A 23,513-nucleotide genomic window follows, 5' to 3' on the forward strand; every position below is an offset into this window, starting at 1 on the left:
CACGGGCGATGCTGGATACCGCCCAGGCCGAGGTGCTGTGGCTGAGCCTGAAGGTCGCCACCACCGCCGTGGCCGCGAGCCTGCCGCTCGCGCTCGCCGTGGCGTGGTTTCTGGCGCGTTCGCGCTGGCGCGGCAAGATGGTCGTGGACGCCGTCGTGCATCTGCCGCTGGTGCTGCCGCCCGTGGTGACCGGCTATCTTCTGCTGGTGGCGCTGGGACGCAACAGCCCGGTTGGCGGTTGGCTGGAACACACGTTCGGGCTGGTTTTTGCCTTTCGCTGGACCGGTGCGGCGCTGGCCGGTGCGATCATGGGTTTTCCGTTGATGGTCCGGCCCATCCGGCTGTCGCTGGAGGCCATCGACTCGCGCGTGGAAGATGCAGCGGCCACGCTGGGCGCCTCGCCGATCTGGGTTTGGCTGTCGGTGACGCTGCCCTTGGCGCTGCCGGGGGTCATCGCGGGGCTGGTCCTGGCGTTCGCACGGGCACTGGGCGAGTTCGGCGCCACCATCACCTTTGCCGCCAATATTCCGGGTGAGACCCGTACGCTGCCGCTGGCGATCTATACATTCATCCAGGTGCCGGGCGGCGAACGCCAGGCGGGTTATCTGATCGCGATTTCGGTCGCGGTGTCGCTGGCCGCGCTGATCGCCTCCGAGGTGGTCGCCCGCCATGTCAAACGCATCCAGGCGAGCGGCCGATGATCTCGCTGAATGTGACCCATCAACAGGGTGATTTCATGCTGCGCTGCCGCTTTGCCAGCGACGCACGGATTACCGGCCTGTTCGGCCCGTCGGGCGCCGGCAAGAGCACCTTGCTGCGCATCATTGCCGGGCTCATCGAGCCGGGCGAAGGGCGTGTCGATATCGGTGACCGCTGCGTGTTCGATCAAAGCCGCGGTATCCGGGTGGCCGCCCACCGACGCCGGATCGGCTATGTGTTCCAACAGGCGCGGCTGTTCGCCCACCTGAACGTGGCCCACAACCTGCGCTACGGCGCGTGGTTCGCCGGCCGACGGCGCCGCCGCGCGCACTTCGATCAGGTGGTCGACATGCTGGATATCGGAACGTTGCTCGGGCGCCGCGTCGCCGGACTGTCCGGCGGCGAGCAGCAGCGGATTGCGATCGGCCGCGCGTTGCTATCGGAGCCTGACCTCCTGCTGCTCGACGAACCGCTGGCCTCGCTCGATGCGGCACGCAAGGCCGAAGTGCTGCCTTATATCGAGCGGCTCAGCCGCGACACCGAATTGCCGATCGTGTTCGTGTCTCATCAGCTCGACGAGATGCTGCGCCTTGCCCGTCGTCATGTCGTGGCAATCCGCGACGGCCGAGTGGCTTTTTCCGGGCCGACCGCGGAATTTCTGGCCCGCCCGGACCTGCTGGGGGCGCGGCAGGCGCGCGAGGCCGGCGTCTTGCTACAGGCCCGTATCGACCACCATCTCGGCCCGCACGGGCTGACACGTCTGGACTGCGATGGTCAGCCGTTGTACGTGCCGCAGCTGATGCAGGCCGCAGGCGATCGGGTGACCCTGCATGTACGGGCTCGCGATGTCATGCTCGCGCGTGAGCGGCCGGTCGAAATCAGCGCGCTGAATCTGCTCGCGGCGCGCGTCGAAGCCGTACAGGCCGACGGGGACTATGCCGTCGAAGTCGTGCTCCGCGTCGGCGACCAGCGTCTGGATGCGCGTATTACCCGACGCTCGGCCGACGCCCTCGACCTGGCCGTCGGTCAGCCCGTTCATGCCGTGATCAAGAGTCTGGCGCTGGCCGAACAGGCCTGGGAGCGGTTGGCCGGTCTGTAGCCCGGCTTGCTGATGAGCGCGGTCTGGCCGTTGTACGGCGCGTACGACGGTGCATCGGATGCAGCCGGCGCCGACAAGCCGTCGGGACGCGTCGGCTGCCCGGCGGTCTGGCCGGCTTGCTAGCCGGCATGGCCGGCAAAGCGCTGGCGGATCTCCAACACGTGAATCAGGCTTGGCAACAGTGCGGCCAGCGTCTCCTTCGCGCCCGAGCGGCTGCCCGGAAAAGTCGCCACCAGACTGTCATGGGCAAAGCCGGACACCCCGCGCGAGAGCACTGCATACGGCGTGCGCCGCTGGCCGAAGGCCCGGGCGGCCTCCATGAGACCCGGCATGGGTGTGGTCAGCAGCGGTTCGACGGTCTCGACCACCCGATCCTTCGGACCGATGCCGGTGCCGCCCACGGTGATGATCAGATGCGTTTTGGCGGCCATGGCCGCACGCAGCGCCTCGTCGACGCGCGGCGCGTCGTCGGGCAGCACCTGGTAATCCACGGGCATAAACCCCGCCCCCTCGAGGCCGTCGACGACCTGGCGCCCGGCGGTGTCGAGCTTGTGGCCGTCGGCCACCGGGTCCGAGACCATCAGCACGCAGGCCGACAGCGGTCGCTTGAGAGTGCGCTTGTAGTGACTCTTGCCCCCGGTCTTGTCGAGCAGCCGGGTCTCGCCGATGGCCAGATCGGCCGGCTCGGCATAGGGCTTGAGCATGTCGTAGAGCGTGAGTGCGGCCATGCTGGCGGCGGTGAGTGCTTCCATCTCCACGCCGGTCGGCCCGATCGTGTGAACCTCGGCTTCGATGATCACCCGGTTGTCGGCGAACTCGAAGTGCACCTCGGCGGCATGGATCGGCAGCGGATGGCACAACGGCAGCAGCTCGTCGGTCCGCTTGGCCGCCAGGATACCGGCGATTCGGGCAGTGGCCTGCGGGTCGCCTTTTTCAGTATCGCGGTGGCGGATACGCTCGATACAGTCGGCCGGCGCGTGGAACGTGGCCGTGGCGGTGGCCGAACGCAGCGATTCGGGCTTCATGCCGACGTCTTTCATGATTCGGATTCCTGGTTCTGATCGGCGACCGGACGCTCGGGCCGGGGTACTTCCGTGCCTTCGAGATACGCACTGCTGCCGTCGGCGTAGTATTCGTTCTTCCAGACCGCGACACGGGCCTTGAGCTGTTCCAGCGCATGGCGCGCGGCCTCGAACGCGGCGTCACGGTGGATTGCGCGTACCACGACGTACACGCTGACCTCGCCCAGCGTCAGCCGCCCGGTCCGGTGCTGGAGCCGGCAGCTGTGGATATCAAAGGCGGCAATCGTCTCGCGCTCGATATCGGCCAGCGTGCGTGCGGCAAGCGGGCCGTAGGCCGAGTAGTCCATGGACTCGACGTTGCGGCCGTTGTTGGTCAGGCGCACCGTGCCGCCGAACACCACCAGCGCACCGCAGGCTGGATCGTCGGTCTCGTCGAGCAGCGCGTCCAGATCGAGGACATCGTCGGTCAGGTGCGCCTGTGTGCCGGGATCGCACTGGCCGCCCGAGACCGGCGGGATCAGGGCGATGGTGTCGTGCTCGCGCAGCGGTTCATCGGCGGCAAGCAGTTGGTCGCCGCGCGCGCAGGCGGTGCGCGACAACAGATCGGCGGCGCCGGGGAAATCGCGCTGGGCGGTCTGGATCAGTGCGGCCACGGTATGCGGCGGACCGACGGCAAGCGTCAGCCGTGCATCGCCTAGGCTCGATTCCAGCGCGCCGAAACACTCGACGGTGACGTTGACAAGTTCGCTCATGAGATCTGCAGGTGGGGCGGCGTACCGCAGGGCTGGGCCAAGGCTAGACGGCGATGACGCCCGGCGCAACGGCGTTAGCGCCGGCCGATACCGGGCGATGGATCATCGGCTGCGCTGACGCGGCTCGGTGAACCAGAAAGCCAGGGCGGCGGCCTCCAGCAGCCCCGCCAGCGCCATTGCGCCCGGCCAGCCGGCCGCGTCGATCGCCAACCCGGCCAGCAGCGAACCGAGCGCGCCGCCGATGAAGAATCCGCTCATATAGGCCGTGGTGATCCGGCTGCGGGCGTCCGGTCGGAGGGTGTAAATAGTGCTCTGGTTGAGGATCTGGACGCCCTGAACGCCCAGATCCATCAGCAGAATGCCGATCACCACCGCCGCCAGCGAGTGCGGCAGGACGCCCATGACAACGAACGCAAGCAGGGCGGCGCCGATGAACAGGGCCGTGCCGGCTCGCGTACGTCCGCGATCGTGCAGGCTGCCGGCCAGCGATGCGCCGACCGCGCCGGCCGCGCCCAGCAGGCTGAACAGGCCGATCGTGGTTTCGCTGTAGCCATATGGTGCACGCGCCAACAGGAACGGCAAGGTGGTCCACAGGATCGTGAAGCCCGCAAAGCCCAGTGCGCCGTACACGATACGCCGACGCAGCAATGGCTCGTGGGCAAGCAGGGCGCCGATCGAGCCCAGCATGCGGGCATAGCCCATGCGTTGCTCGCTGGGTGCGGTGTCGGGCAGATAGCGGTAGAGCACGCCGGCGAGCACCAGCATCAGTAGCGCTGCACTGGCGAAGACGGTTCGCCAGCCATAGGCGTCCGCGAGCAGTCCGGCGAAGGCCCGTGCCAGCAGAATACCGATCAGCAGCCCGCTCATCACCCGTCCGACCACAGCACCCCGCTGGGTTTCAGCGGCCAGATGGGCGGCCATGGGGACCATGACCTGGGCGCCGGTACAGCTCAGGCCGATGAAGAAGCTGGCCGCGAGAAAGCCGGCGAAGCCGGGGGCGGCCGCGGCACAGCCCATGGCCGCCGCGGCGGCCAGACTCATGGCCGGCACCAGACGCCGGCGGTTGACGAAATCGCCCAGCGGCACGAGAAACACCAGCCCGCCGACGAAACCGAGCTGAACCACGGTGATGATCGACGCCGCCGCCGCGCCGGATACATCAAAGCTGCGCGCGAGCAGGTCGAGCAACGGCTGGGCGTAGTAGATACCGCCGACCGATAGGCCGCAGGCCACGGCCATGAGCCAGACGAGCGGCATCGACGGAGTCAGTACCGGCGGGTTCGGAGGCGGGGAATGAGTCGGGTTCAAGCGCAGGTCCGCAGAAAAACGGCGCGCAAGCTTAGCGCAGGCACCGGCGTCGGTCACCGGGCCGGCAGCGACCACAAAAAAGCCCGCCGTATGACGGGCGGGCTTTCGTGCTCGACGTGTGTTGCGCCGAGGGCCGGGCAGGCCGGTCTCAATCGTCGTCGCGCTCGCTGCGCAGCACCTCGCCCGAACGCGCGTCGACGGTCAGCTCGACCCGCTGACCGTTGGGGTCGGTGGCGTCGACTTCGTAGCGATCCATCTCTCGGTCGATGCTGTCGATCCGGGTATAGCCCTTGTCTTCCAGCGCGGAGGCGATCTCGCCGATCGACATGCCCGAAGGCATCGTCTGGCTGTTGTCGGTCTGGGCCATAGCGGTGGCGCTGCCGGCCATCAGAGCGGCGGCGGCGGTCAGGGTGATGAGTTTCCGGTTGTGCATGGAGGTCTCCATTGGGTGAGTTCGAGACGAAGACTAGGGGCGGGCCGACGAATCGATCGTGAACATGACGTTCATCGGTAATTCATCGCCGCAGCCGTCCAATCGCGCCATGCACACACGACTATCGGTACCGTTGTGGTCGGTTGCGGCCGCGTTGGGTCTGGCGCTCGCGGCCGGAGTGTCACATGCCGACGACGACGATATGGAGGCGGCGCGCCGCGCTCTGGCCGCCGGCGAAATACGGCCGTTTTCCACCCTGCTGGCCCGTATCGAGCGGGATTGCGACGCCCGCTTTGTGGAAATGGAGCTGGATCGCGACGACGGGCTATGGATCTACGAGATCAAACTCCTGGGCCCGGGTGGCGATGTTGCCGAACTCGAATACGATGCCCGCGATCTGCGGCTGCTGGAGGCCGAAGGCCACCATCTAGCGAAACTGCGCTGCGTGCCCGCCGGCACGCCCGACTGACGTCCGAAGCCGCCGACGATCCCGACGGGTCCGGCGATTTCATTGCCGAGGAAGCACACCGCATGCGATTGCTCATCGTCGAAGACGAACCCACCATCGCCGAACAACTGCTCGAAGCGCTCACCGAAGCCGGCTATGCGGTCGATGTCTCGCACGACGGCGAAGACGCTGCCTACCGCGGGGCCACCGAGCCCTATGATGCGGTGGTGCTGGACCTGGGCCTGCCGCAGCTCGACGGCCTGAGCGTGCTGCGGCGCTGGCGCGCCGAAGGGGTCGATGTACCGGTGCTGGTGCTGACTGCCCGCGGCGAGTGGCACGAGAAGGTCGACGGCATCGACGCCGGCGCGGACGACTACCTGGCCAAGCCCTTTCGCATGGAAGAGCTGCTCGCACGCCTGCGTGCACTGATCCGGCGCGCCAACGGCTCGGCCTCGGCGGTGCTCGAACGCGGCGGTGTCACGCTCGATACCCGCAGCGCCCGGGTGAGCGTCGGCCAGCGGGCAGTCAAGCTCACCGGGCACGAATACCGGGTGTTGTTGTATCTGATGCATCATGCCGACGAAGTGGTCTCACGCAGCGAACTCATCGAACATATCTATGCCCAGGATTACGATCGTGACTCGAACACGATCGAGGTGTTCATTCGCCGGCTGCGCAGCAAACTCGGCGTCGATGCCATCGTCACCGAGCGTGGTTTCGGCTATCGCTTTGCCGATGAGGCAGCTGGGACGGGGAGCGGCGATTGAGCCGTGCCTCGCTCCAACGCCGGCTTTTTGCCGGGGCGCTGGTCTGGATCGTGGTCGCACTGGTGGTCACCGGTCTGGCGCTGTCGCTGCTGTTTCGGGAGCATATCGAACGCGAAATGGGTCGCCGTCTGGAGGCCGATTTTCTACAGCTGGTGTCGCATCTGTCGGTCACCGCGGACGGGCGGCTGAGCGCGGTTCGGCCATTGAGCGATCCGCTCTATGAACGCGCCCTGTCGGGTCGCTACTGGCAGATCAGCGGCCCGGACGGCCAGCCGCTGCTGCGTTCGCGCTCACTGTGGCAGCAGCGGCTGAGTGCCGATCCGTCGGTCGGCGACGGCGCGCAGCGGATCACCGGGGTTCGTGATGCCCCGCTGTTGGCGGTCGCGCGCACCATCACGCTGCCGCGCTATGGCTCACCGTTGACGATCACCGTGGCCGCGACGCTGGCGCCGGTGGACTCGGCGGTGGCGGCATTCCGACGCATCCTTGTGCTCGCGCTCGGGCTGCTCGCAGCCGGGCTGATCGGTGCCGCGGCACTGCAGGTCGGTCTCGGTCTGCGGCCACTGCGCCAGCTGCGCGCCGAACTGTCTGCCATGCGCAGCGCTGGCGCGCGCCGTGTCTCGGGCGACTATCCCGGCGAAGTCGCGCCGCTGGTGGACGACCTGAATACCGTGCTCGACGACAACGACGCGCTGATCGAACGCGCTCGTCAGCAGGCCGCCAATCTTGCACATGCGCTCAAGACACCGCTGTCGGTCATGGCGAACGAGGCGGATCGTCTGTCCCGCGCCGGCGACAGTGCACGTGCCGATCGGCTGCAGGGCCAGGTCGATGCCATGCGCCGCCAGATCGACTGGCATCTGGCGCGTACCCGCATCGCCGGTGCGCGCCGTTCCGGCGTGGTCACCGAGGTCGCGCCGGTGATCGACGGGCTGACACGCACGCTGCAACGGCTGTTCGGCGATGCCGGGCGCGTCATCGATACCGAGTGTGCCCCGGATCTGCTGTTTGCCGGCGAGGCGCAGGACCTGGAACAGATGATGGGAAACCTCATGGAAAATGCGTGCAAGTGGTCGCGCGGCATCGTGGAGGTGCGGGCCGTACCCGGCGATGGCCGGCTGCATATTCGTGTCGACGACGACGGGCCCGGTCTGACCGCCGACCAGCGGCGCGATGCCGTACAGCGCGGGCAGCGTTTCGACGAATCCACCCCGGGTTCGGGCCTGGGGCTGGCGATCGTCAGCGATCTGGCATCGGCTTATGCCGGCCGGCTGTCGCTCGCGCCGGCCGCCCTGGGCGGGCTGTCGGCCCGACTGGAACTGCCGATCCAGCCCCGGCCCGGCGCCGGGCGCGGGCTCATGCGCTCCGGCGGCTGACCTGAACGCCGTCGGGCGTGCCCACGATCAGCACATCGGCCGGGCGTCGCGCGAACAGGCCCACGGTCACCACCCCGGGCAGGGCGTTGATGGCGTCTTCCAGTTCGATCGGGTTGAGGATCTCCAGATTGTGTACATCCAGGATCGGATGGCCGTTGTCGCTGATGAAGCCGGTGCGCAGCTCCGGTTCGCCGCCCAGCTTGACCAGGGCGCGGGCCACGCTCGACCGGGCCATCTCGATGACCTCGACCGGCAGCGGGAAGCGTCCGAGCAGATCCACCTGCTTGGACTCGTCGACCATGCACACGAACGTGCGCGCCGCGCCGGCGATGATCTTCTCGCGGGTGAGTGCGCCGCCGCCGCCCTTGATCAGCTCCAGGTGTTCGTTGGCTTCGTCTGCGCCGTCGATATACACCCCCAGCGCCCCGCTGCTGTTCAGATCGACGACGTCGAAGCCGGCGGCGCGCAGGCGCTCGGTGGTGGCCTTGGAACTGGACACGCAGCCTGAAATCTCCGGCCGGCGCTCGGCCAGCACGTCGATGAAATGGTTGACGGTCGAGCCCGTGCCCACGCCCAGGTACTCGCCGTCGCGTACGTGTTCGTAGGCAGCCTCGGCGGCGGCGCGTTTGAGTTCGTCCTGCTTGTTCATGGCGTGGCTCGCGGCGGGTTTGGCGCGAGTCTAAAGGGTTCGCCGCCGGCTTGGAATCGCGGCGGTCCGAACTGGCCTCAGTCGCGTGCGCCGAAGATGTCGGTGCCCACCCGCACATGCGTGGCCCCCTCCGCGATCGCGGCTTCCAGATCCGCGCTCATGCCCATCGACAGGGTATCGAGGGTATGGCCGCGGTCGTTGAGCTGTTCCATCAGACCACGCAGCGCCGCGAACGGCCGGCGCTGGGCATCCGGGTCGTCGCTGTAGGCGGGAATGCTCATCAGCCCGCGCAGGCGTACGCCGGGCAGCTGGGCAATCTGCTCGGCCAGTTCCGGCGCGTCCGTGGCCGCGATGCCGGCCTTGCTCTGCTCGTCGTCGATATTGATCTGGATACACAGGTTGAGTGGCGGCATATCCTCGGGCCGCTGATCGGACAGTCGGCGCGCGATCTTGTAGCGATCCACCGCATGTACCCAGGCGAACCGGGCGGCGATGTCGCGGGTCTTGTTCGACTGGATATCGCCGATGAAATGCCAGATCGGGTCATGGGTGGCAAGGGCCTCTATCTTGGCCAATGCGTCCTGCAGGTAGTTCTCGCCGAAATCGCGTTGGCCGGCTGCGAGTGCGGCTTCCACCAGCGCAGCGGGCTTGGTCTTGCTCACGGCCACCAGCGCGATATCGCCGATGTCGCGTCCGTGGCGCTCGGCGGCGGTGCGCATGCGTTCGTGGACCCGAGCCAGGCGGGCGGCGATATCGTGCCGGTCGATGGCCGAGCGGTTGGCCGAAGAGTCGTTCATGGGGCGTTTTCCTTAACCGACATTGGGTTAGGATAAGCTCAGGCGGGGACAAACCAAACCCGGAATTTGGGGGCGCATGGATATTTCTCAGTTACTGGCCTTTTCGGTCAAGCAGAACGCATCCGATCTGCATCTGTCGGCCGGGCTGCCGCCCATGATCCGTGTCGATGGCGATATGCGTCGGATCAATCTTCCGGCGATGGAACACAAGGAAGTGTTCGATCTCGTCTACGACATCATGAACGATCGTCAGCGCAAGGAATACGACGAGAATCTGGAGACCGATTTCTCGTTCGAGATTGCCGGGTTGGCCCGTTTCCGTGTCAACGTGTTCTACCAGAATCGCGGGGCGGCCGCGGTATTCCGGACCATTCCCTCGGAGGTGCTCAGCCTCGACGATCTGGATGCGCCGCGCATCTTTCGCGAGATTGCCGCGCTGCCGCGCGGGCTGGTGCTGGTCACCGGCCCGACCGGTTCGGGCAAGTCGACCACACTGGCGGCGATGGTCAACCACAAGAACGAACACGAGCTCGGCCATATCCTGACTGTCGAGGACCCGATCGAGTTCGTGCACGCATCGCGCAAGTGTCTGATCAACCAGCGCGAAGTCTCGCGCGATACGCATTCGTTCTCGGCGGCACTGCGCAGCGCGCTGCGCGAGGACCCGGACACCATCCTGGTCGGCGAACTGCGCGATCTGGAAACCATCCGCCTGGCGCTGACTGCGGCCGAGACCGGCCATCTGGTGTTCGGCACGCTGCATACCTCATCGGCGGCCAAGACCATCGATCGCGTGATCGACGTATTCCCCGGGGCCGAGAAGGACATGGTGCGCGCCATGCTTTCGGAGTCGTTGCGCGCGGTGATCTCGCAGACCCTGCTCAAGAAAAAGGCCGGCGGCCGGATCGCTGCCCACGAGATCATGATCGGCACGCCGGCGATCCGGAACCTGATCCGCGAAGGCAAGGTCGCGCAGATGTATTCCTCGATCCAGACCGGCCAGTCGGCGGGCATGCAGACCCTGGACCAGTGTCTGGCCGACCTGGTTCGGCGCGGCGTGGTAGCGCGTGAGGAAGCCGCTCGCCGCGCGGCCAATCGCGATGCGTTGGCCGGTCACGGCTAGGCGGCTTCGGACATGCGCGACAACCGGCAACTCGGCGTGACCGGTCTTGCTCGAGGCAGAGCCTGCCGCGCCCGCGCGACCAAACGATACGCCGCAGGGAGACCATCGCATGGATAGAGCGCAGGCGACCAAGCTGCTCACGGTGCTGCTGGAGCGGCTGTCGGCCGAGGGCGGTTCGGATCTTTTCATTACCAGCGGCTTTCCGCCGGCGATCAAGAAGGACGGCCAGATCTCGCCGTTGATGGAGCGTCCACTTACCCACGAGCAGTCGGCGCTGATCGTGCGCTCGATCATGAACGATCGTCAGGCGCGCGAGTTCGACGAGTTCAAGGAATGCCAGTTCGCGATCTCGCCGCCGTCCGGGCGCTATCGCGTATCGGCGTTCGTCCAGCAGGGGCGTGTCGGGGCGGTGCTGCGCGTGATCAACACCGAGATTCCGGATTTCGACGTGCTCGGATTGCCGCCGGTGCTCAAGGACGTGGTCATGGCCGAACGCGGGCTGGTGATCTTCGCGGGCGCAACCGGCTCGGGCAAGTCGACCTCGCTGGCTGCGATGCTCGGGTATCGCAACGCCCATTCGGCCGGTCACATCATCAGCATCGAGGATCCGATCGAGTTCGTGCATCCGCACGGCAAGTCGATCGTGACCCAGCGTGAGGTGGGTGTGGACACCCAGTCGTGGGAGAACGCGCTCAAGAACACGCTGCGCCAGGCGCCCAACGTCATCCTCATCGGCGAAGTACGTACGCGCGAAACCATGGAATACGCGATCAACTTCGCCGAGACCGGCCACCTGGTGCTGTGCACGATGCACGCCAACAATGCCAACCAGGCGCTGGATCGCATCATCAACTTCTTCGACGAGTCCCGGCGCGAGCAGCTGCTCATGGATATGTCGCTGAATCTGAACGCGCTGGTCTCCCAACGCCTGGTGCGCCGCGTGGGCGGCGGACGAGCGGCCGCGGTGGAAGTGCTGCTCAACACGCCGCTGGTTTCGGACATGATATTCAAGGGCAAGGTCGGCCAGCTCAAGGAGGCCATGGCTCGGGCCCAGGAGCAGGGCATGAAGACCTTCGACCAGGCGCTGTTCGAACTGTTCGAGTCCGGCGTGATCGACTATGCAGAAGCGCTGCGCAACGCCGATTCCCAGAACGAGCTGCGTCTGAACATCAAGCTCAACAGCGAACGCGGGCGTCAGGATCTGCGTGCCGACCCGCGCGTGCAGACGATGTCGATGCAGGCCGACGACGACGATGACGTGGCAGGCGATCATGGCTGAACCGGACGCGCCGATCGACACGCTCGACCCTTATCTGCAGCTGGCCATGGACAAGCAGGCCTCGGACGTCTACGTGACCACGCATGCACCGGTGATGCTGCGCGTCGAGGGCGAGATCTATCCGGTCAAGGGCCAAGCACGAGAGTTGCTCACCCCGCAGGTGGTCGAATCCCTCGCACTCGGGCTGATGAACGAACACCAGCAGGCCGAGTTCGAACGCGAACAGGAAATCGACTTCGCCGTGCGCTTTGGCGCGCAGGGGCGGTTCCGGGTGAACATCTTTCGCCAGCGCGGCTCGGCGGCGATCGTGTTGCGCAACATCGGCAATGTGCCCAGCTTCGACGATTTCGAGATGCCGGACGTGCTCAAGCGCCTGGCCATGCAGAAACGTGGTCTGGTGATGGTGGTGGGCGCGACGGGGTCGGGCAAGTCGACCACGCTCGCGGCGATGATCAACCACCGCAACGAAAACGCCAGCGGGCATATCCTCACCATCGAGGACCCGATCGAGTTTCTCTATCGTCACAAGCGCTCGATCGTCAACCAGCGCGAGCTGGGCACCGACACCCGTGCATTCGATCGTGCCATCCGCTCGGCGATGCGCGAGGCACCGGACGTGGTCCAGATCGGCGAGATCCGCGATCTGGCCACCGCCGAGGCCTGTCTGCAGCTGGCCGGCACCGGTCATCTGGCGTTGTCGACATTGCACGGCAGCAACGCCTATCAGTGTCTGCAGCGCCTGATCTCGCTATTTCCCGAGGCCGCGCGAGAGGCGTTGTTCATGGATCTGTCGCTCAACTTGCGGGCCATCGTCTCCCAGCGGTTGGTCACCGGGCTGGACGGGCGCCGCGTAGCCGCCTACGAGGTATTGCTGAACACGCCCTATATCGCCGATCTGATCCGCAAGGGCCGGATCGATTCGGTGCGCGAAGCCATGGACGAAGCCGATGCGGCCGACGGCATGGCCACGTTCGACGATTCGCTGCTGGCTCTGGTGCGCGCACGGCGCATTTCCGCCGAGCAGGCGCTGTCCTATGCCGATTCGCGCGATAACCTGCAGAGCCGCCTGGCCTTCGAGAAGATCTGAGCCCAACCAGACCGGGGCCGGGCGGGCTGCATGCTAACCTGAGGTTTTACGGGGGTTGCCGCGATGGCTGACGCGCCGGACAAGACGCTGATCGGCTGGCGTGAATGGGTCGGGCTGCCGGATCTGGGCATCGAGTACATCAAGGCCAAGATCGATACCGGCGCACGAACCTCCGCGCTGCATACCTTTTCGCTGGAGGTGGCACACGAGGCCGGCGAACGTACGGCCCGTTTCGGTGTTCATCCATTCCAGAAGGATGTCGATACGATCGTCTGGTGTCAGGCGCCGGTGGTCGACGAGCGGCGCGTGCGCGATTCCGGCGGGCACCAGGAATGGCGCTTCGTGATCGCCACCGATGTTCGTATGGGACCGCGCCGCTGGCCGATCGAATTGACGTTGACCGCGCGCGATACAATGCTTTTCCGTATGCTGGTGGGGCGCACTGCGATGCGCTCTCTGCGCGTGGATCCTCTTGCGTCCTTCATTACTGGCCGACCGCCGGGAGCCGGAACCCTATGAACATCGTCATCATGTCTCGCAACCGCAACCTGTACTCCACGCGGCGGCTGATCGAGGCCTGCAAGGCGCGCGAGCACGAGGTGTCGGTGGTCGATCCGCTGCGCTGCTACATGAACATCGTGCCGCATGCGCCGGAGATTCACTACAAGGGCAAGAAGCTCGAGAACATCGACGCGGTGATTCCGCGTATCGGCGCCTCGATCACCTTCTATGCCACCGCCGTGCTGCGCCAGTTCGAGATGATCGGCGTCTATCCGCTCAACGAGTCCGTGGCGATCTCGCGCTCGAGAGACAAGCTGCGCTCCATGCAGCTGCTCTCGCGCAAGGGCATCGGCCTGCCGGTGACCGGCTTTGCCCACTCGCCGGACGATACCGACGACTTGCTGGATCTGGTCGGCGGCAACCAGTATGTCATCAAGCTCACCGAGGGGACCCAGGGCAAGGGCGTGGTACTTACCGAGACCCGCGGTGCGGCCGAGTCGGTGATCGATGCCTTCCGCGGCCTGGACGCGCATTTCCTGGTGCAGGAGTTCGTCAAGGAGGCCCGCGGCGCCGATATCCGGTGTTTCGTGATTGGCGACAAGGTCGTGGCCTCGATGAAGCGCCAGGGCAAGGAAGGCGAGTTCCGCTCGAACCTGCACCGGGGCGGCAGCGCCACGGTGATCAAGATCACCCCGGAAGAGCGGTCCACGGCGGTCAGGGCCGCCAAGATCATGGGCCTGAACGTCGCCGGTGTGGATCTGCTGCGTTCCAACCACGGGCCGGTGGTCATGGAGGTGAACTCCTCGCCGGGCCTGGAAGGTATCGAAGGTGCGACCGGCAAGGACATCGCCGGCCAGATCATCGCCTTCATCGAAAACTACTCCAAGCGCGGCAAGACCCGGACTCGCGGCGGCGGCTAGACAGCTGTCGCGCGCGCCCGCGCCTTTGAACACGGTCCTCGCAGGCCGTCGCCGTTTCGCTATTCCGGCGCCCTCCAGCGCCCACGACCGTCATGCCATGAGCCAAACCGCCGATTCCCAGCCGAGCCGGCCTGCCGAGCGGGCGAGCACGGACAAGCCCGAGCCGCTCGTCATCGGCGGCCAGACCATCGAAGCCGGCAGCCGTGCGACCGTGGATATTCCGGTCGCCGATCTGTATACCCACGCCAAACTGACCATGCCCGTCAACGTGGTGCGCGGCCGCCGGCCGGGCCCGGTGCTGTTCGTATCCGCAGCCGTGCACGGCGACGAGCTGAACGGCGTCGAGATCATCCGCCGGGTGCTCAAACTGCGCGGGCTCAAGCAGCTGCGCGGCACGCTCATCGCGGTGCCCATCGTCAACGTGCACGGCTTTCTGCGACATTCGCGTTATCTGCCCGACCGGCGCGATCTCAACCGCTCGTTTCCCGGCAGTGCCAACGGCTCGGTCGCCTCGCGTCTGGCCAAGGTGTTCGTCGACGAGATCGTGATGAAGTCGGATTACGGTATCGACCTGCATACCGGAGCCATCCACCGTTCGAACCTGCCACAGATTCGTGCCGATCTGTCGCAGGCCACGGTCAAGCGCCTGGCCGATGCCTTTGGTTGCCCGTTGTTGATCGACGCCTCGTTGCGTGAAGGCTCGCTGCGTGAATACGCCGATCGCAAGGGCGTGCCGCTGTTGCTCTACGAGGCCGGCGAAGCGCTGCGTTTCGACGAATTCTCGATCCGGGCGGGCGTACGCGGCATATCCAACGTCATGCGGGAACTGGAGATGCTGCCCCGGCGTCGGCGCAGCAAAGTGCCGCCCAAGCCGGTGGTCGCACTCGATTCCAACTGGGAGCGCGCGCCGGAGTCCGGCATTCTGCGTTCGCTGGTCGAACTGGGCGAGTACGTGAGCAAGGATCAGGTGCTGGCCTATGTGGCCGACCCGTTCGGCGAAACCGAGATCGAGGTTCGCTCGGAGCATGCCGGCATCGTGATCGGCCGGTCCTACCTTCCGCTGGCCCATGCGGGGGATGCGCTTTACCACGTCGCCCGCGTCAAGGGCGCTCAGAAGCTGGCCAGTCGCGTCGAGGCGTATCAGTCTGCCCACGAGCCCGACGAGGGCAAGAACTCGACCGGCGAATCCGGCGAGCCGCCGGTGGTGTGACTATCCGCCGGCGGGCTCAGGCCGAGGGCGGCCCGCCGCCGGGCGCACGGTTGCCGGCGATGATCGCCATGACCGCCATGCGTACGGCAATACCGTTGCGCACCTGTTCGAGAATCACCGACTGTTGGCCGTAGGCGATATCGGCGTTGATCTCCACACCCCGGTTGATCGGCCCCGGGTGCATGACCAGCGCGGTGGCCGACGCATGGGCGAGGTTGGCCGCATGCAGGCCGAACTGGCTGTGATAGTCGGCAACGTCTGCCAGCGCATCGCCCTCGATACGTTCGCGCTGAATCCGCAGGCCCATGACTACATCCGCGCCGTTCAGGCCGGCGGCTGTGTCAGTGGTGGCCGAGACCCCGAGGGCGGCCGGGTCGGCCGGCAGGAAATGCCGTGGGCCGACCACGCGGATATCGCGCGTGCCCAGCGTACGCAGAGCATGAATGGTCGAATGAGCCACGCGCGAATGGCGCACGTCGCCGACGATCGCCACGCGCAGGGCATCGAAATCCGGCCGATGACGGCGGATCGTGAATACGTCCAGCAAGCCCTGAGTGGGGTGCGCATGGCTGCCGTCGCCGGCATTGACGATCGCCACGTGGGGTGCGGCATGTGCAGCGAACCGGGCGGCCGCGCCGTTTTCCGGATGCCGGATCGCGAAGATGTCGGCGCCCATGGCCTGCAGCGTATAGAGGGTGTCGAGGTCGTCCTCACCCTTGGACTTGGACGAGTGCGCGACGTCCATGTTGATGACGTCCGCCGACAGACGCTTGGCCGCCAGCTCGAACGTGGTGCGTGTGCGCGTGGAGTTCTCGAAGAACAGGTTGAATACGGTCTTGCCGCGCAGCAGCGGCACCTTCTTGGGTGGCACGCCGGCCTCGGGTACGAATGTCTCGGCGGTGTCGAGAATGCGCTGGATGAGCGCGCGAGGCAGCCCTTCGGTGGTCAGCAGATGGCGCAGGCGCCCGTGGGCGTCGATCTGTAGATCGGTCATGCCGGTGTGGTCCTGGTAGCAGTGGTTTCGCCAGCGATATCGCCGGCCCGTGCGGCGGCCTGTTGCAGGGCGCACAGTTCGGCCATGGCCCGATCGGCGTCGGCTTCGGGCACGAACAGATGGTCATGGTGGATGGCCGCCACCACGTTGCAGGCGATGCCCGCGTCCGCCAGACGCTGGGCCACCGCGGCAGTCAGACCCACGCCGTCGAGCGACGACTCGACGCCGAGCGTGATCCAGCTGGCCGGAAAATCCATCACTCGCGCGCCGGGGGGCACATGCTCGACGGCGACGATCGCCGACAGGCCTTCGGCTTCGCGCATCAGACAGATACACGCCTCGGCGGGGAGTGATACGGGATCCTCGAGGGCGACGAACCGATATCGGCCGGCATGGCGTATCGGCTTCAATCGTGCGAGCAGGCCGCGGGCCGGGTGGTCCGCCGCGACGCCGGTCATCGCATCTCCAGCCGTAGCGGCTCCGGGCCGGTGAGCTTGATCTGGCGGCCGCGTTCGATATCTATGTGCAGGCCGACGGCGTCGGGCGCGAAAGGCAGTTCACGCGCGCCGCGATCCACCAGCACGGCCAGCCGTACCGCGGCCGGCCGGCCGTAGTCGAACAGCTCGTTGAGCGCGGCCCGCACGGTGCGGCCGGTATAGAGCACGTCGTCCACCAGAATCACCGTGCGGCCATCGATCTCGGCCTCGATGCTGGACGGTCCGACGCTCGGGTGCAGGCCCACCGTAGAGAAATCGTCACGATAGAAACTGATGTTGAGCGTGCCCAGCGGCTCGCTCAGCCCCAGATCGGCGTGCAGGCGCTCCGCGATCCAGGCGCCGCCGGTCTCCACGCCGACCATCACGGCGTCGGGCGTGGCCTCAACCAGCGGGGCAAGTTGTCCGCGCAGGGCCGCAAGCGCGGCATCGACATCGTAACTCTGCTGGGAAGGGGTCATGGCGCAGTTCCGTAGGCTGGGGCGTGATGGGGTGTTGAAGGTGCCGGCCTGACGAACGCGCTGCCCGGCATACCCGCCAATGAGGCGCCCCGGGCCACGAAGGGCCGCTCGCGCGCGACCGACGATGAGGCGCAATCCGCGCCACCGCATCTACACGAGCGTTCACCCGGCATCGGGGGCGCTGGCCAGCCAGCCTTCGAGAATGACCTGGGCAGCCATGGCATCCGAATCGCCCTTGGCCAGGCGACGGCCGCGGCTGCCGGTGGCCCGTGCGGTGCGCAATCGTTCCATGGCCTCGATCGTGGAAAAGCGCTCGTCCATGGCATGAACCGGCATATCGAAATGCGCGCCGAGCTGCTCCATGAATGACCGTGCGTGCCGGGTCATCGCCTGCGACGTACCGTCCGCGGCCAACGGCAGGCCGACGACCAGCGCACCCGGGCGCCATTCGGCCACGATACGGGTCAGGCCCTGCCAATCGGGGCCGCCGTTGTCGCTGTGCCGGTTGTGCAGTGTGGTCAGCGCCTGCGCATTGCCGGTGATCGCGTTGCCCACGGCCACGCCGATGCGTTTGGTACCGAAGTCGAAACCCAGCAGAACATCGGCGTTACCGGCCATCGCGGAACTCCGTGCGTTGCGTGCGATCAGGCATGGCCGACCAGCCCCGACAGCTGGTGAGCTTCCAGGCCGAGCAGGCGCGCGGCATCGGCCCAGCGTGCCGCGACCGGCGTATCGAAGATGATCTGCTCGCTGGAGGGCGTGCTCAACCAGCTGTTGGCCAGCATTTCCGACTCCAGCTGGCCGTCGCCCCAGCCGGCATACCCGAGTGTGATCAGATAGGCGCTCGGGCCGAACCCGTTGCCGATGGCTTCGAGGATGTCGCGCGAGGTCGTGATTGCCAGGCCGCCGTCGATCTTGAGAGACGATTCCCATTCGCCTTCGTCGCGATGCAGCACGAAGCCGCGCTCGGGCTGGACCGGCCCGCCCCAGAACACCGGCAGGCCCTTGTCGACATGGGCTTCGATGTCCATGTGGGCGAGCATGTCGCGCACGGCGAGATCGCTGGGTTTGTTGATCACCAGGCCCATCGCGCCGTCGTCGTTGTGTTCGGCGATGAAGGTCACGCTATCGGCGAAGTCGCCGCCCACGCGGCCCGGCATGGCGAGTAGAAACTGGTTGCGGAAGATTCCATGGCTCATGGGTTCATTATCCGCCGGGCCATCGCGCGTGGGCAAATGAATCCGTTCGCGGCCGGGTGCGCGGCCCGCTCAGCCGGCCGGACGCAGGCGGGTGTGCGCCCCGGCTTCGAACAGCCAGTCGTAGGCAAAACTGAGCGTGCCGGCATCGTCGCCGAGCGTTTGTCCGAACGCGGCGAACGGCGCGGCATCCCGCACGATCGACAGCGCGGCGCGATCCAGCGCCGGTTGGCCGGAAGAATGCACCACGCGCAGCGCCAGCAGGCGCCCGTCGGGCGCCAGCCGTACCGCCAGAGTCAGACGGCGTGGCTCGCCCGGCGAGAGCAGCTCGCTCGGGTAGCGCCGGCTGCCAAGGGCTTCGATACGATCCTGCCAGGCCGCCAGATACCGTGCGCGCGGATCGCCCACTGCACTGTGGATGCGGGCGGCGCGCGATACCCGGTCTGGCGCATTCGGCCGGTCCAGCAGGGTTTGCGGGCTGCGCTCGCGGCCCGCCTGTTGGTTTGCCACGACCACGAAGCGTGTGGTCTGGCCGGCGTTCGCGCGCTGGGCGGCGGCCGCTGCGCCGTTCGAAGGTAACCCGGCGAATCGCGCCTGCTGCGAATAGCGTGCGGACCCGCGCTGGTCCTGGGCGGCCACGACGTCGGTCGGCGTCGCCGCGGCCGCCTCGCCGGCCGCCCGTGTCGTTCGCAGCGGCCGGTCGGCAGGTGTGGGGTTGGTGCCCACGGCCCAGCCGAGCAGGGCGACGTGGCAGGCCAGGGCCAGTGCCACGCACAGGATCAGCCGCGTGTGGCGCTCCGACACGGGCGATCGGCCTCAGCCACCCAAGCGCTTGTCGATCGCATCGAACAGATAGGCTGCGATATTGATCCCGAACTGCGTGTCCAGCTCGCGTACGCAGGTCGGGCTGGTGACGTTGATCTCGGTGAGCTTGTCGCCGATCACGTCCAGACCCACGAACAGCAGCCCCTTGTCGCGCAGGTAAGGCCCGATCTCCTCGGCGATGGCGCGATCGGCATCGGTCAGTGGGCGGCCCACGCCGCGGCCGCCGGCGGCCAGATTGCCGCGCAGTTCGCCCTCGGCCGGCACCCGCGCCAGGGCATAGTCGATCGGCTTGCCGTCGACCACGAGGATGCGCTTGTCGCCGTCCTTGATCGCCGGCAGATAGGCCTGGGCCATGGCATAGCGCGTGCCGTGTTCGGTGAGCACTTCCAGCACCACGGAAATATTGTCGTCGCCGGTCTTCACCCGGAAGATGCGCGAACCGCCCATGCCGTCGAGCGGCTTGATCACCGCGTCGCCGTGCTCTTTGATGAAGCGCTTGAAATCGGCGCTGCGGCGGGCCACCAGTGTCGGCGCGGTCAGATGCGCGAAACGGTTGATCGACATCTTCTCGTTGACGTCGCGCAACGCATCGCAGCGATTGACCACCAGCGTGCCCTCGTTCTCGGCGAGTTCGAGGATATAGGTCGCATAGATGTATTCGGTATCGAACGGCGGATCCTTGCGCATGAGGATCGTGTCCAGATCGGCTAGCGGCAGAATCTCGGATTCGCCGGTAAAGCGATACCAGTCGTCGTTGTCGTCGAACACCTCGAGCCGCCGGCCCGTGCCGTAGCCCACGCCATCGCGCACGAACAGATCGGACATCTCGAAGTACACGATCTCGTAACCGCGCCGCATCGCCTCCAATAGCAGTGCGAGCGTGGTGTCTTTATAGGGGGTGATATCCGCGATGGGATCCATCACGACGCCGAGACGGGTGGCCATGCCGGGCTCCTTGAAATCGCACCGCGTATGTCGAACGCGCCGCGACGATTATCGACAAACGCGCATGGTAGCGCAGGCGGGTGGAGCGTCGCGCTCCCGGGTATCCGCAGATTCGAGCGGATCAACGCCAATTTCGTGCAGGCAGCTCGGTTGCGTTCGATCGCTTCAGAGGTGTGCGGCGTGAAAGAGACCCGCTGGCGGCGCGGATCGCGCATGTTTGAGTAATGCCTGCTCTGTTTTTATAGCTGTACTCTTCATTCTTTTCGCGCGTTGAGGCTTAGGGCCTGTTGCTGTTTCACGGGAGACCGCGCCAAGCGCTGTTTTGCGGCAAGACGAGGCGCCAGTACGTGCCGCGTAGTCCTTCCAGGCAAGCGTGCTGCAACACTTTAAATTGCCGCAAAACAGCCTTTGTCCCGAAGGGTTGGGCCTCAAATCGCCTCATACGGCGTTGCAAGTCTTGATCGGGGCGAGCCACGATCGGCGACTCGCGCCTTGCCTGAAACGATTTGAGGTCTCCAACGCGGCGCTCGCACGAAACGGCAGCAGGCCCTAGAGTTTCGACACGAAACCACGCGTAAGGAACCACCGATGGTTATTTTCGAACGCCTCAACCGTCTGTTTCCGGTATGGGCCGTCCTGCTTGCGGTCATTGCGGCCTTCGTACCCCAGCTTTTTACCGGCCTGGCCGGTTATATCAAAATGTTGCTGGTCATCATCATGTTCGCCATGGGCCTGACGCTTTCCAGGGAAGATTTCGCGCAGGTCGTGAAATCGCCGTGGCCGATCGCGGCCGGCGTGTTCCTGCAATTTCTCATCATGCCGATCGCCGCACTGCTGGTATCGCTCGGGTTGGGGCTTTCCCGAGAGCTGACCGTCGGCATGGTTCTGGTCGGTTCGACCGCCGGCGGCACCTCGTCGAACGTGATGACCTGGCTGGCAGGTGGCCACGTCGCGCTGTCGGTTTCCATGACCATGGTATCGACGTTGATATCAGTGGTTGCGACGCCGCTGCTGACTTTGTTGCTGGTCGGCCAGAGCATCGACGTCCCCGTGATCGGCATGTTGCTGAGTATCGCCCAGCTGGTGGTGGCGCCCGTGGTCATCGGCGTGGCGATCCACCATTTCTTCGGGCGTCATCTCGAACGCGTCGAACCCGCGCTGGCCACACTGGCGATGGCGGCCATCGTGTTGATCATCGCGATCGTCGTGGCGCTAAACGCAGGGCGCCTGGCGACGCTGGGGCCAGTGGTCGCATTGGCCGTGATCGCGCATAACGCCATCGGCCTGGCTGGCGGCTACGGGCTGGCGCGCGCAATGCGCTTTGACACCCGCACGGCACGCACCATCGCCTTCGAAGTCGGGCTGCAGAATTCCGGCCTCGCCGTGGCACTGGCGAACCAGTTCTTTACTGCAACGGCGGCGTTACCCGGCGCGCTGTTCTCCATCTGGCACAACGTGTCCGGATCGATACTCGCGGGCTACTGGAAGCGCCGCCCGATAAGCGAGAATACGGATCTGGAATCAAACGTAACGCAAGGGCGATGACGCCAGACTCGCGCGCTTTCTATTCGTCGACCGGGGCTGTCCGCGCTACGCGAAGAATTTATTGATGTGAACTAACCAGACTGATCACCAGTCGGATTTTATCGGCCGTTTTCGACCCTAAGCGGACCTGTTAAAGCAACTGATCTAACCCCCGCACCCCTACTAATGTTGAGCTAATAAAAAATGCGCTAAGAAATCTTTTCTTGCTATTTTGGTTTAAGGAGAGGTTAACGCCGCAGGCGGCCACATGACGTTTCGATTTCGTCGTTCAGTAAAGATCGCCCCTGGTATTCGTTTGAATGCGGGAAAACGTGGTCTCGGGGTTAGTGTCGGCGGCCGAGGCGGCGGTATCAGTTTTGGCCCAAATGGCACACGAGTTCGCGCAGGTATTCCTGGCACCGGTCTGTCCTGGAGCGAACGCATCGGTGGCAAATCGGCCCAAAGCCGTACGCCGGCCCGCCACCGCCCAGCGGATGCGTCCGGGGAAGCTGTACGTATCAAGATCGGCTTGGATCACGAAACCGGGGAACTGGAATTCTATGACGAAAATGGTCAACGGTTACCTGAGCGCGTCGAACGTCAAGCGCGGCGAGAAGGCAAACACGATATTGAAGACCTCCTACGCCGTGGTGCCGACGAGATCAACGGGGAGTTGGCTAAACTCGAATCTATACACCACCGGACCCCTGCGATCACTCAGCAGGCCATCTTCAATCCTAAACCATTCGTTCCAGCGGCTCCGGAACCGCCGCGGCCATGCACATCCACGTTTTGGGAGCGGCTGATTCCTCACCTAAGGCGCAAACGCGAGCGTGAAATGGCGGAACGCAGAACGCGCTATGAAAAAGAGTTAAGCGAATGGACGGCGCGGAAAGCCGCGCACGACACACAACAGCAAGAACGCGCGGAAGTATTTGAGAAGGCTCGACGCGGCGTATCGGATGCGATGGAGCGCGTTCTAGAAGAACGCCTCGAAGGACTAGATTGGCCCTACGAGACGCTAATATCCTTTGATCTGACGGATGCCAATTATCTAGTGCTCGATGTCGATCTCCCCGAGATCGAGGATATCCCGGCCCGGGAGGCATCGGTGGCGGCGCGTGCTAACAAGCTCAATTTGAAAGGCTTGTCACAAAAGCGGCTGCGCTTACTGTATGCCAATCATATACACGGCATTGCCGTGCGGCTGCTTGGGGAATGCTTCTGGACTCTGCCGACTATAAACAGGGTACTTCTGTCCGGCTACTCCCAGCGCGTCGATACCGGTACCGGCCGCGAGCATGACGACTATCTCTATAGCGTGATCGCTGATCGCAAGACTTTTGAGAACATGAATTTCGACAATCTAGCTGGCGTAGACCCAATAGTTACGTTGGAACGTTTCGAACTCCGACGCAACATGACCACGACAGGGATCATCAAAACCATCGAGCCGTTCGGGGTTTGACTGTAGCCGGAGCTAGCGCCCGACCATAGTAACTCCCGATCAAACAACGACGCGGCTGTATGCTACATAAAAAATTCTGAGTCACAGTCATGAGCGTTCGCAGGCCCGCTTTAGGCCAATTGCGACCCAAGGCGGA

At 65.4% G+C, this 23,513-nt stretch carries 26 protein-coding genes; 13 read left to right on the forward strand and 13 right to left on the reverse strand.

Annotation, left to right across the window (positions count from 1 at the left end; all coding sequences use genetic code 11):
- Nucleotides 1-8: 8 nt before the first annotated feature.
- Nucleotides 9-701, forward strand: coding sequence for a molybdate ABC transporter permease subunit (modB, locus tag T31B1_RS13250; RefSeq protein WP_353249986.1), 693 nt, complete (start codon nt 9-11; stop codon nt 699-701).
- Entirely contained in the window at nt 698-1,798 is a 1,101-nt protein-coding gene (gene modC, locus T31B1_RS13255; protein WP_353249987.1) for a molybdenum ABC transporter ATP-binding protein, read from the forward strand. The genes modB and modC overlap by 4 nt, the downstream gene beginning before the upstream one ends.
- Nucleotides 1,799-1,917: 119 nt before the next feature.
- Here modC and moaCB read toward each other — a convergent pair whose 3' ends face one another.
- The 4 genes from moaCB to T31B1_RS13275 all read right to left on the reverse strand — a co-directional run bounded on the left by moaCB (nt 1,918) and on the right by T31B1_RS13275 (nt 5,313).
- The gene (moaCB, locus tag T31B1_RS13260) at nt 1,918-2,838 is read right to left on the reverse strand and encodes a bifunctional molybdenum cofactor biosynthesis protein MoaC/MoaB (protein WP_353249988.1); all 921 of its coding nucleotides are present in this window, start codon (nt 2,836-2,838) and stop codon (nt 1,918-1,920) included.
- Complete coding sequence (locus tag T31B1_RS13265; RefSeq protein ID WP_353249989.1) at nt 2,835-3,572, reverse strand: molybdenum cofactor biosynthesis protein; 738 nt, start codon at nt 3,570-3,572, stop codon at nt 2,835-2,837. The genes moaCB and T31B1_RS13265 overlap by 4 nt, the downstream gene beginning before the upstream one ends.
- Nucleotides 3,573-3,674: 102 nt before the next feature.
- Entirely contained in the window at nt 3,675-4,829 is a 1,155-nt protein-coding gene (locus tag T31B1_RS13270) for an MFS transporter (RefSeq protein WP_353249990.1), read from the reverse strand.
- 199 nt (nt 4,830-5,028) lie between these two features.
- Nucleotides 5,029-5,313 carry a PepSY domain-containing protein gene (locus T31B1_RS13275; protein WP_353249991.1) on the reverse strand — a complete coding sequence of 95 codons (285 nt, stop codon included), beginning with the start codon at nt 5,311-5,313 and terminating at the stop codon, nt 5,029-5,031.
- 64 nt (nt 5,314-5,377) lie between these two features.
- Between T31B1_RS13275 and T31B1_RS13280 the strand changes: the two genes are divergently transcribed.
- From T31B1_RS13280 to T31B1_RS13290, 3 genes are all read left to right on the forward strand, one after another.
- The gene (locus tag T31B1_RS13280) at nt 5,378-5,782 is read left to right on the forward strand and encodes a PepSY domain-containing protein (protein ID WP_353250282.1); all 405 of its coding nucleotides are present in this window, start codon (nt 5,378-5,380) and stop codon (nt 5,780-5,782) included.
- 62 nt (nt 5,783-5,844) lie between these two features.
- Nucleotides 5,845-6,528, forward strand: a complete 684-nt coding sequence (locus T31B1_RS13285) for a response regulator transcription factor (RefSeq protein ID WP_353249992.1) — start codon at nt 5,845-5,847, stop codon at nt 6,526-6,528.
- Nucleotides 6,525-7,904 (forward strand): sensor histidine kinase, encoded by a 1,380-nt coding sequence (locus T31B1_RS13290; protein WP_353249993.1) that lies wholly within the window; start codon nt 6,525-6,527, stop codon nt 7,902-7,904. Before T31B1_RS13285 ends, T31B1_RS13290 begins: the two co-directional genes overlap by 4 nt.
- Here T31B1_RS13290 and rpiA read toward each other — a convergent pair.
- Both rpiA and T31B1_RS13300 read right to left on the reverse strand, forming a co-directional pair.
- Nucleotides 7,885-8,553 carry a ribose-5-phosphate isomerase RpiA gene (gene rpiA / locus T31B1_RS13295; RefSeq protein WP_353249994.1) on the reverse strand — a complete coding sequence of 223 codons (669 nt, stop codon included), beginning with the start codon at nt 8,551-8,553 and terminating at the stop codon, nt 7,885-7,887. The genes T31B1_RS13290 and rpiA overlap by 20 nt on opposite strands.
- Nucleotides 8,554-8,630: 77 nt before the next feature.
- A complete protein-coding gene (locus T31B1_RS13300; protein ID WP_353249995.1) occupies nt 8,631-9,350 on the reverse strand; it encodes a YggS family pyridoxal phosphate-dependent enzyme in 720 nt (239 codons plus the stop codon).
- 76 nt (nt 9,351-9,426) lie between these two features.
- On the opposite strand from T31B1_RS13300, the gene T31B1_RS13305 reads away from it, so the two are divergent.
- The 6 genes from T31B1_RS13305 (at nt 9,427) to T31B1_RS13330 (ending at nt 15,470) form a co-directional block, all read left to right on the forward strand.
- Nucleotides 9,427-10,473, forward strand: coding sequence for a type IV pilus twitching motility protein PilT (locus tag T31B1_RS13305; protein WP_353249996.1), 1,047 nt, complete (start codon nt 9,427-9,429; stop codon nt 10,471-10,473).
- A gap of 109 nt (nt 10,474-10,582) precedes the next feature.
- A complete protein-coding gene (locus tag T31B1_RS13310; protein ID WP_353249997.1) occupies nt 10,583-11,752 on the forward strand; it encodes a PilT/PilU family type 4a pilus ATPase in 1,170 nt (389 codons plus the stop codon).
- Entirely contained in the window at nt 11,745-12,839 is a 1,095-nt protein-coding gene (locus T31B1_RS13315; RefSeq protein ID WP_353249998.1) for a PilT/PilU family type 4a pilus ATPase, read from the forward strand. The genes T31B1_RS13310 and T31B1_RS13315 overlap by 8 nt, the downstream gene beginning before the upstream one ends.
- Before the next feature lie 63 nt (nt 12,840-12,902).
- Nucleotides 12,903-13,358 carry an ATP-dependent zinc protease family protein gene (locus tag T31B1_RS13320; protein ID WP_353249999.1) on the forward strand — a complete coding sequence of 152 codons (456 nt, stop codon included), beginning with the start codon at nt 12,903-12,905 and terminating at the stop codon, nt 13,356-13,358.
- Nucleotides 13,355-14,260 (forward strand): 30S ribosomal protein S6--L-glutamate ligase, encoded by a 906-nt coding sequence (gene rimK / locus T31B1_RS13325; RefSeq protein WP_353250000.1) that lies wholly within the window; start codon nt 13,355-13,357, stop codon nt 14,258-14,260. Before T31B1_RS13320 ends, rimK begins: the two co-directional genes overlap by 4 nt.
- A 97-nt stretch (nt 14,261-14,357) precedes the next feature.
- Nucleotides 14,358-15,470 (forward strand): succinylglutamate desuccinylase/aspartoacylase family protein, encoded by a 1,113-nt coding sequence (locus T31B1_RS13330; protein WP_353250001.1) that lies wholly within the window; start codon nt 14,358-14,360, stop codon nt 15,468-15,470.
- A gap of 16 nt (nt 15,471-15,486) precedes the next feature.
- On the opposite strand, the gene T31B1_RS13335 is transcribed toward T31B1_RS13330, so the two are convergent.
- From T31B1_RS13335 to gshB, 7 genes are all read right to left on the reverse strand, one after another.
- Nucleotides 15,487-16,464, reverse strand: a complete 978-nt coding sequence (locus tag T31B1_RS13335; protein WP_353250002.1) for an aspartate carbamoyltransferase catalytic subunit — start codon at nt 16,462-16,464, stop codon at nt 15,487-15,489.
- The gene (locus T31B1_RS13340; protein ID WP_353250003.1) at nt 16,461-16,922 is read right to left on the reverse strand and encodes an ACT domain-containing protein; all 462 of its coding nucleotides are present in this window, start codon (nt 16,920-16,922) and stop codon (nt 16,461-16,463) included. The genes T31B1_RS13335 and T31B1_RS13340 overlap by 4 nt, the downstream gene beginning before the upstream one ends.
- Complete coding sequence (gene pyrR / locus T31B1_RS13345) at nt 16,919-17,419, reverse strand: bifunctional pyr operon transcriptional regulator/uracil phosphoribosyltransferase PyrR (RefSeq protein ID WP_353250004.1); 501 nt, start codon at nt 17,417-17,419, stop codon at nt 16,919-16,921. The genes T31B1_RS13340 and pyrR overlap by 4 nt, the downstream gene beginning before the upstream one ends.
- A gap of 162 nt (nt 17,420-17,581) precedes the next feature.
- A complete protein-coding gene (ruvX, locus tag T31B1_RS13350; protein ID WP_353250005.1) occupies nt 17,582-18,037 on the reverse strand; it encodes a Holliday junction resolvase RuvX in 456 nt (151 codons plus the stop codon).
- A gap of 26 nt (nt 18,038-18,063) precedes the next feature.
- A complete protein-coding gene (locus T31B1_RS13355) occupies nt 18,064-18,618 on the reverse strand; it encodes a YqgE/AlgH family protein (protein WP_353250006.1) in 555 nt (184 codons plus the stop codon).
- Between the two features lie 69 nt (nt 18,619-18,687).
- Entirely contained in the window at nt 18,688-19,419 is a 732-nt protein-coding gene (locus tag T31B1_RS13360) for an energy transducer TonB (RefSeq protein ID WP_353250007.1), read from the reverse strand.
- 12 nt (nt 19,420-19,431) lie between these two features.
- A complete protein-coding gene (gshB, locus tag T31B1_RS13365) occupies nt 19,432-20,385 on the reverse strand; it encodes a glutathione synthase (protein ID WP_353250008.1) in 954 nt (317 codons plus the stop codon).
- 588 nt (nt 20,386-20,973) lie between these two features.
- Here gshB and T31B1_RS13370 point away from each other — a divergent pair.
- Nucleotides 20,974-21,930 (forward strand): bile acid:sodium symporter family protein, encoded by a 957-nt coding sequence (locus tag T31B1_RS13370; RefSeq protein ID WP_353250009.1) that lies wholly within the window; start codon nt 20,974-20,976, stop codon nt 21,928-21,930.
- A gap of 247 nt (nt 21,931-22,177) precedes the next feature.
- Nucleotides 22,178-23,377 (forward strand): DUF4236 domain-containing protein, encoded by a 1,200-nt coding sequence (locus T31B1_RS13375; RefSeq protein ID WP_353250010.1) that lies wholly within the window; start codon nt 22,178-22,180, stop codon nt 23,375-23,377.
- Nucleotides 23,378-23,513: the final 136 nt, after the last annotated feature.

The sequence above is a fragment of the Salinisphaera sp. T31B1 genome, from assembly GCF_040361275.1.
Classification (GTDB): Bacteria; Pseudomonadota; Gammaproteobacteria; order Nevskiales; family Salinisphaeraceae; genus Salinisphaera.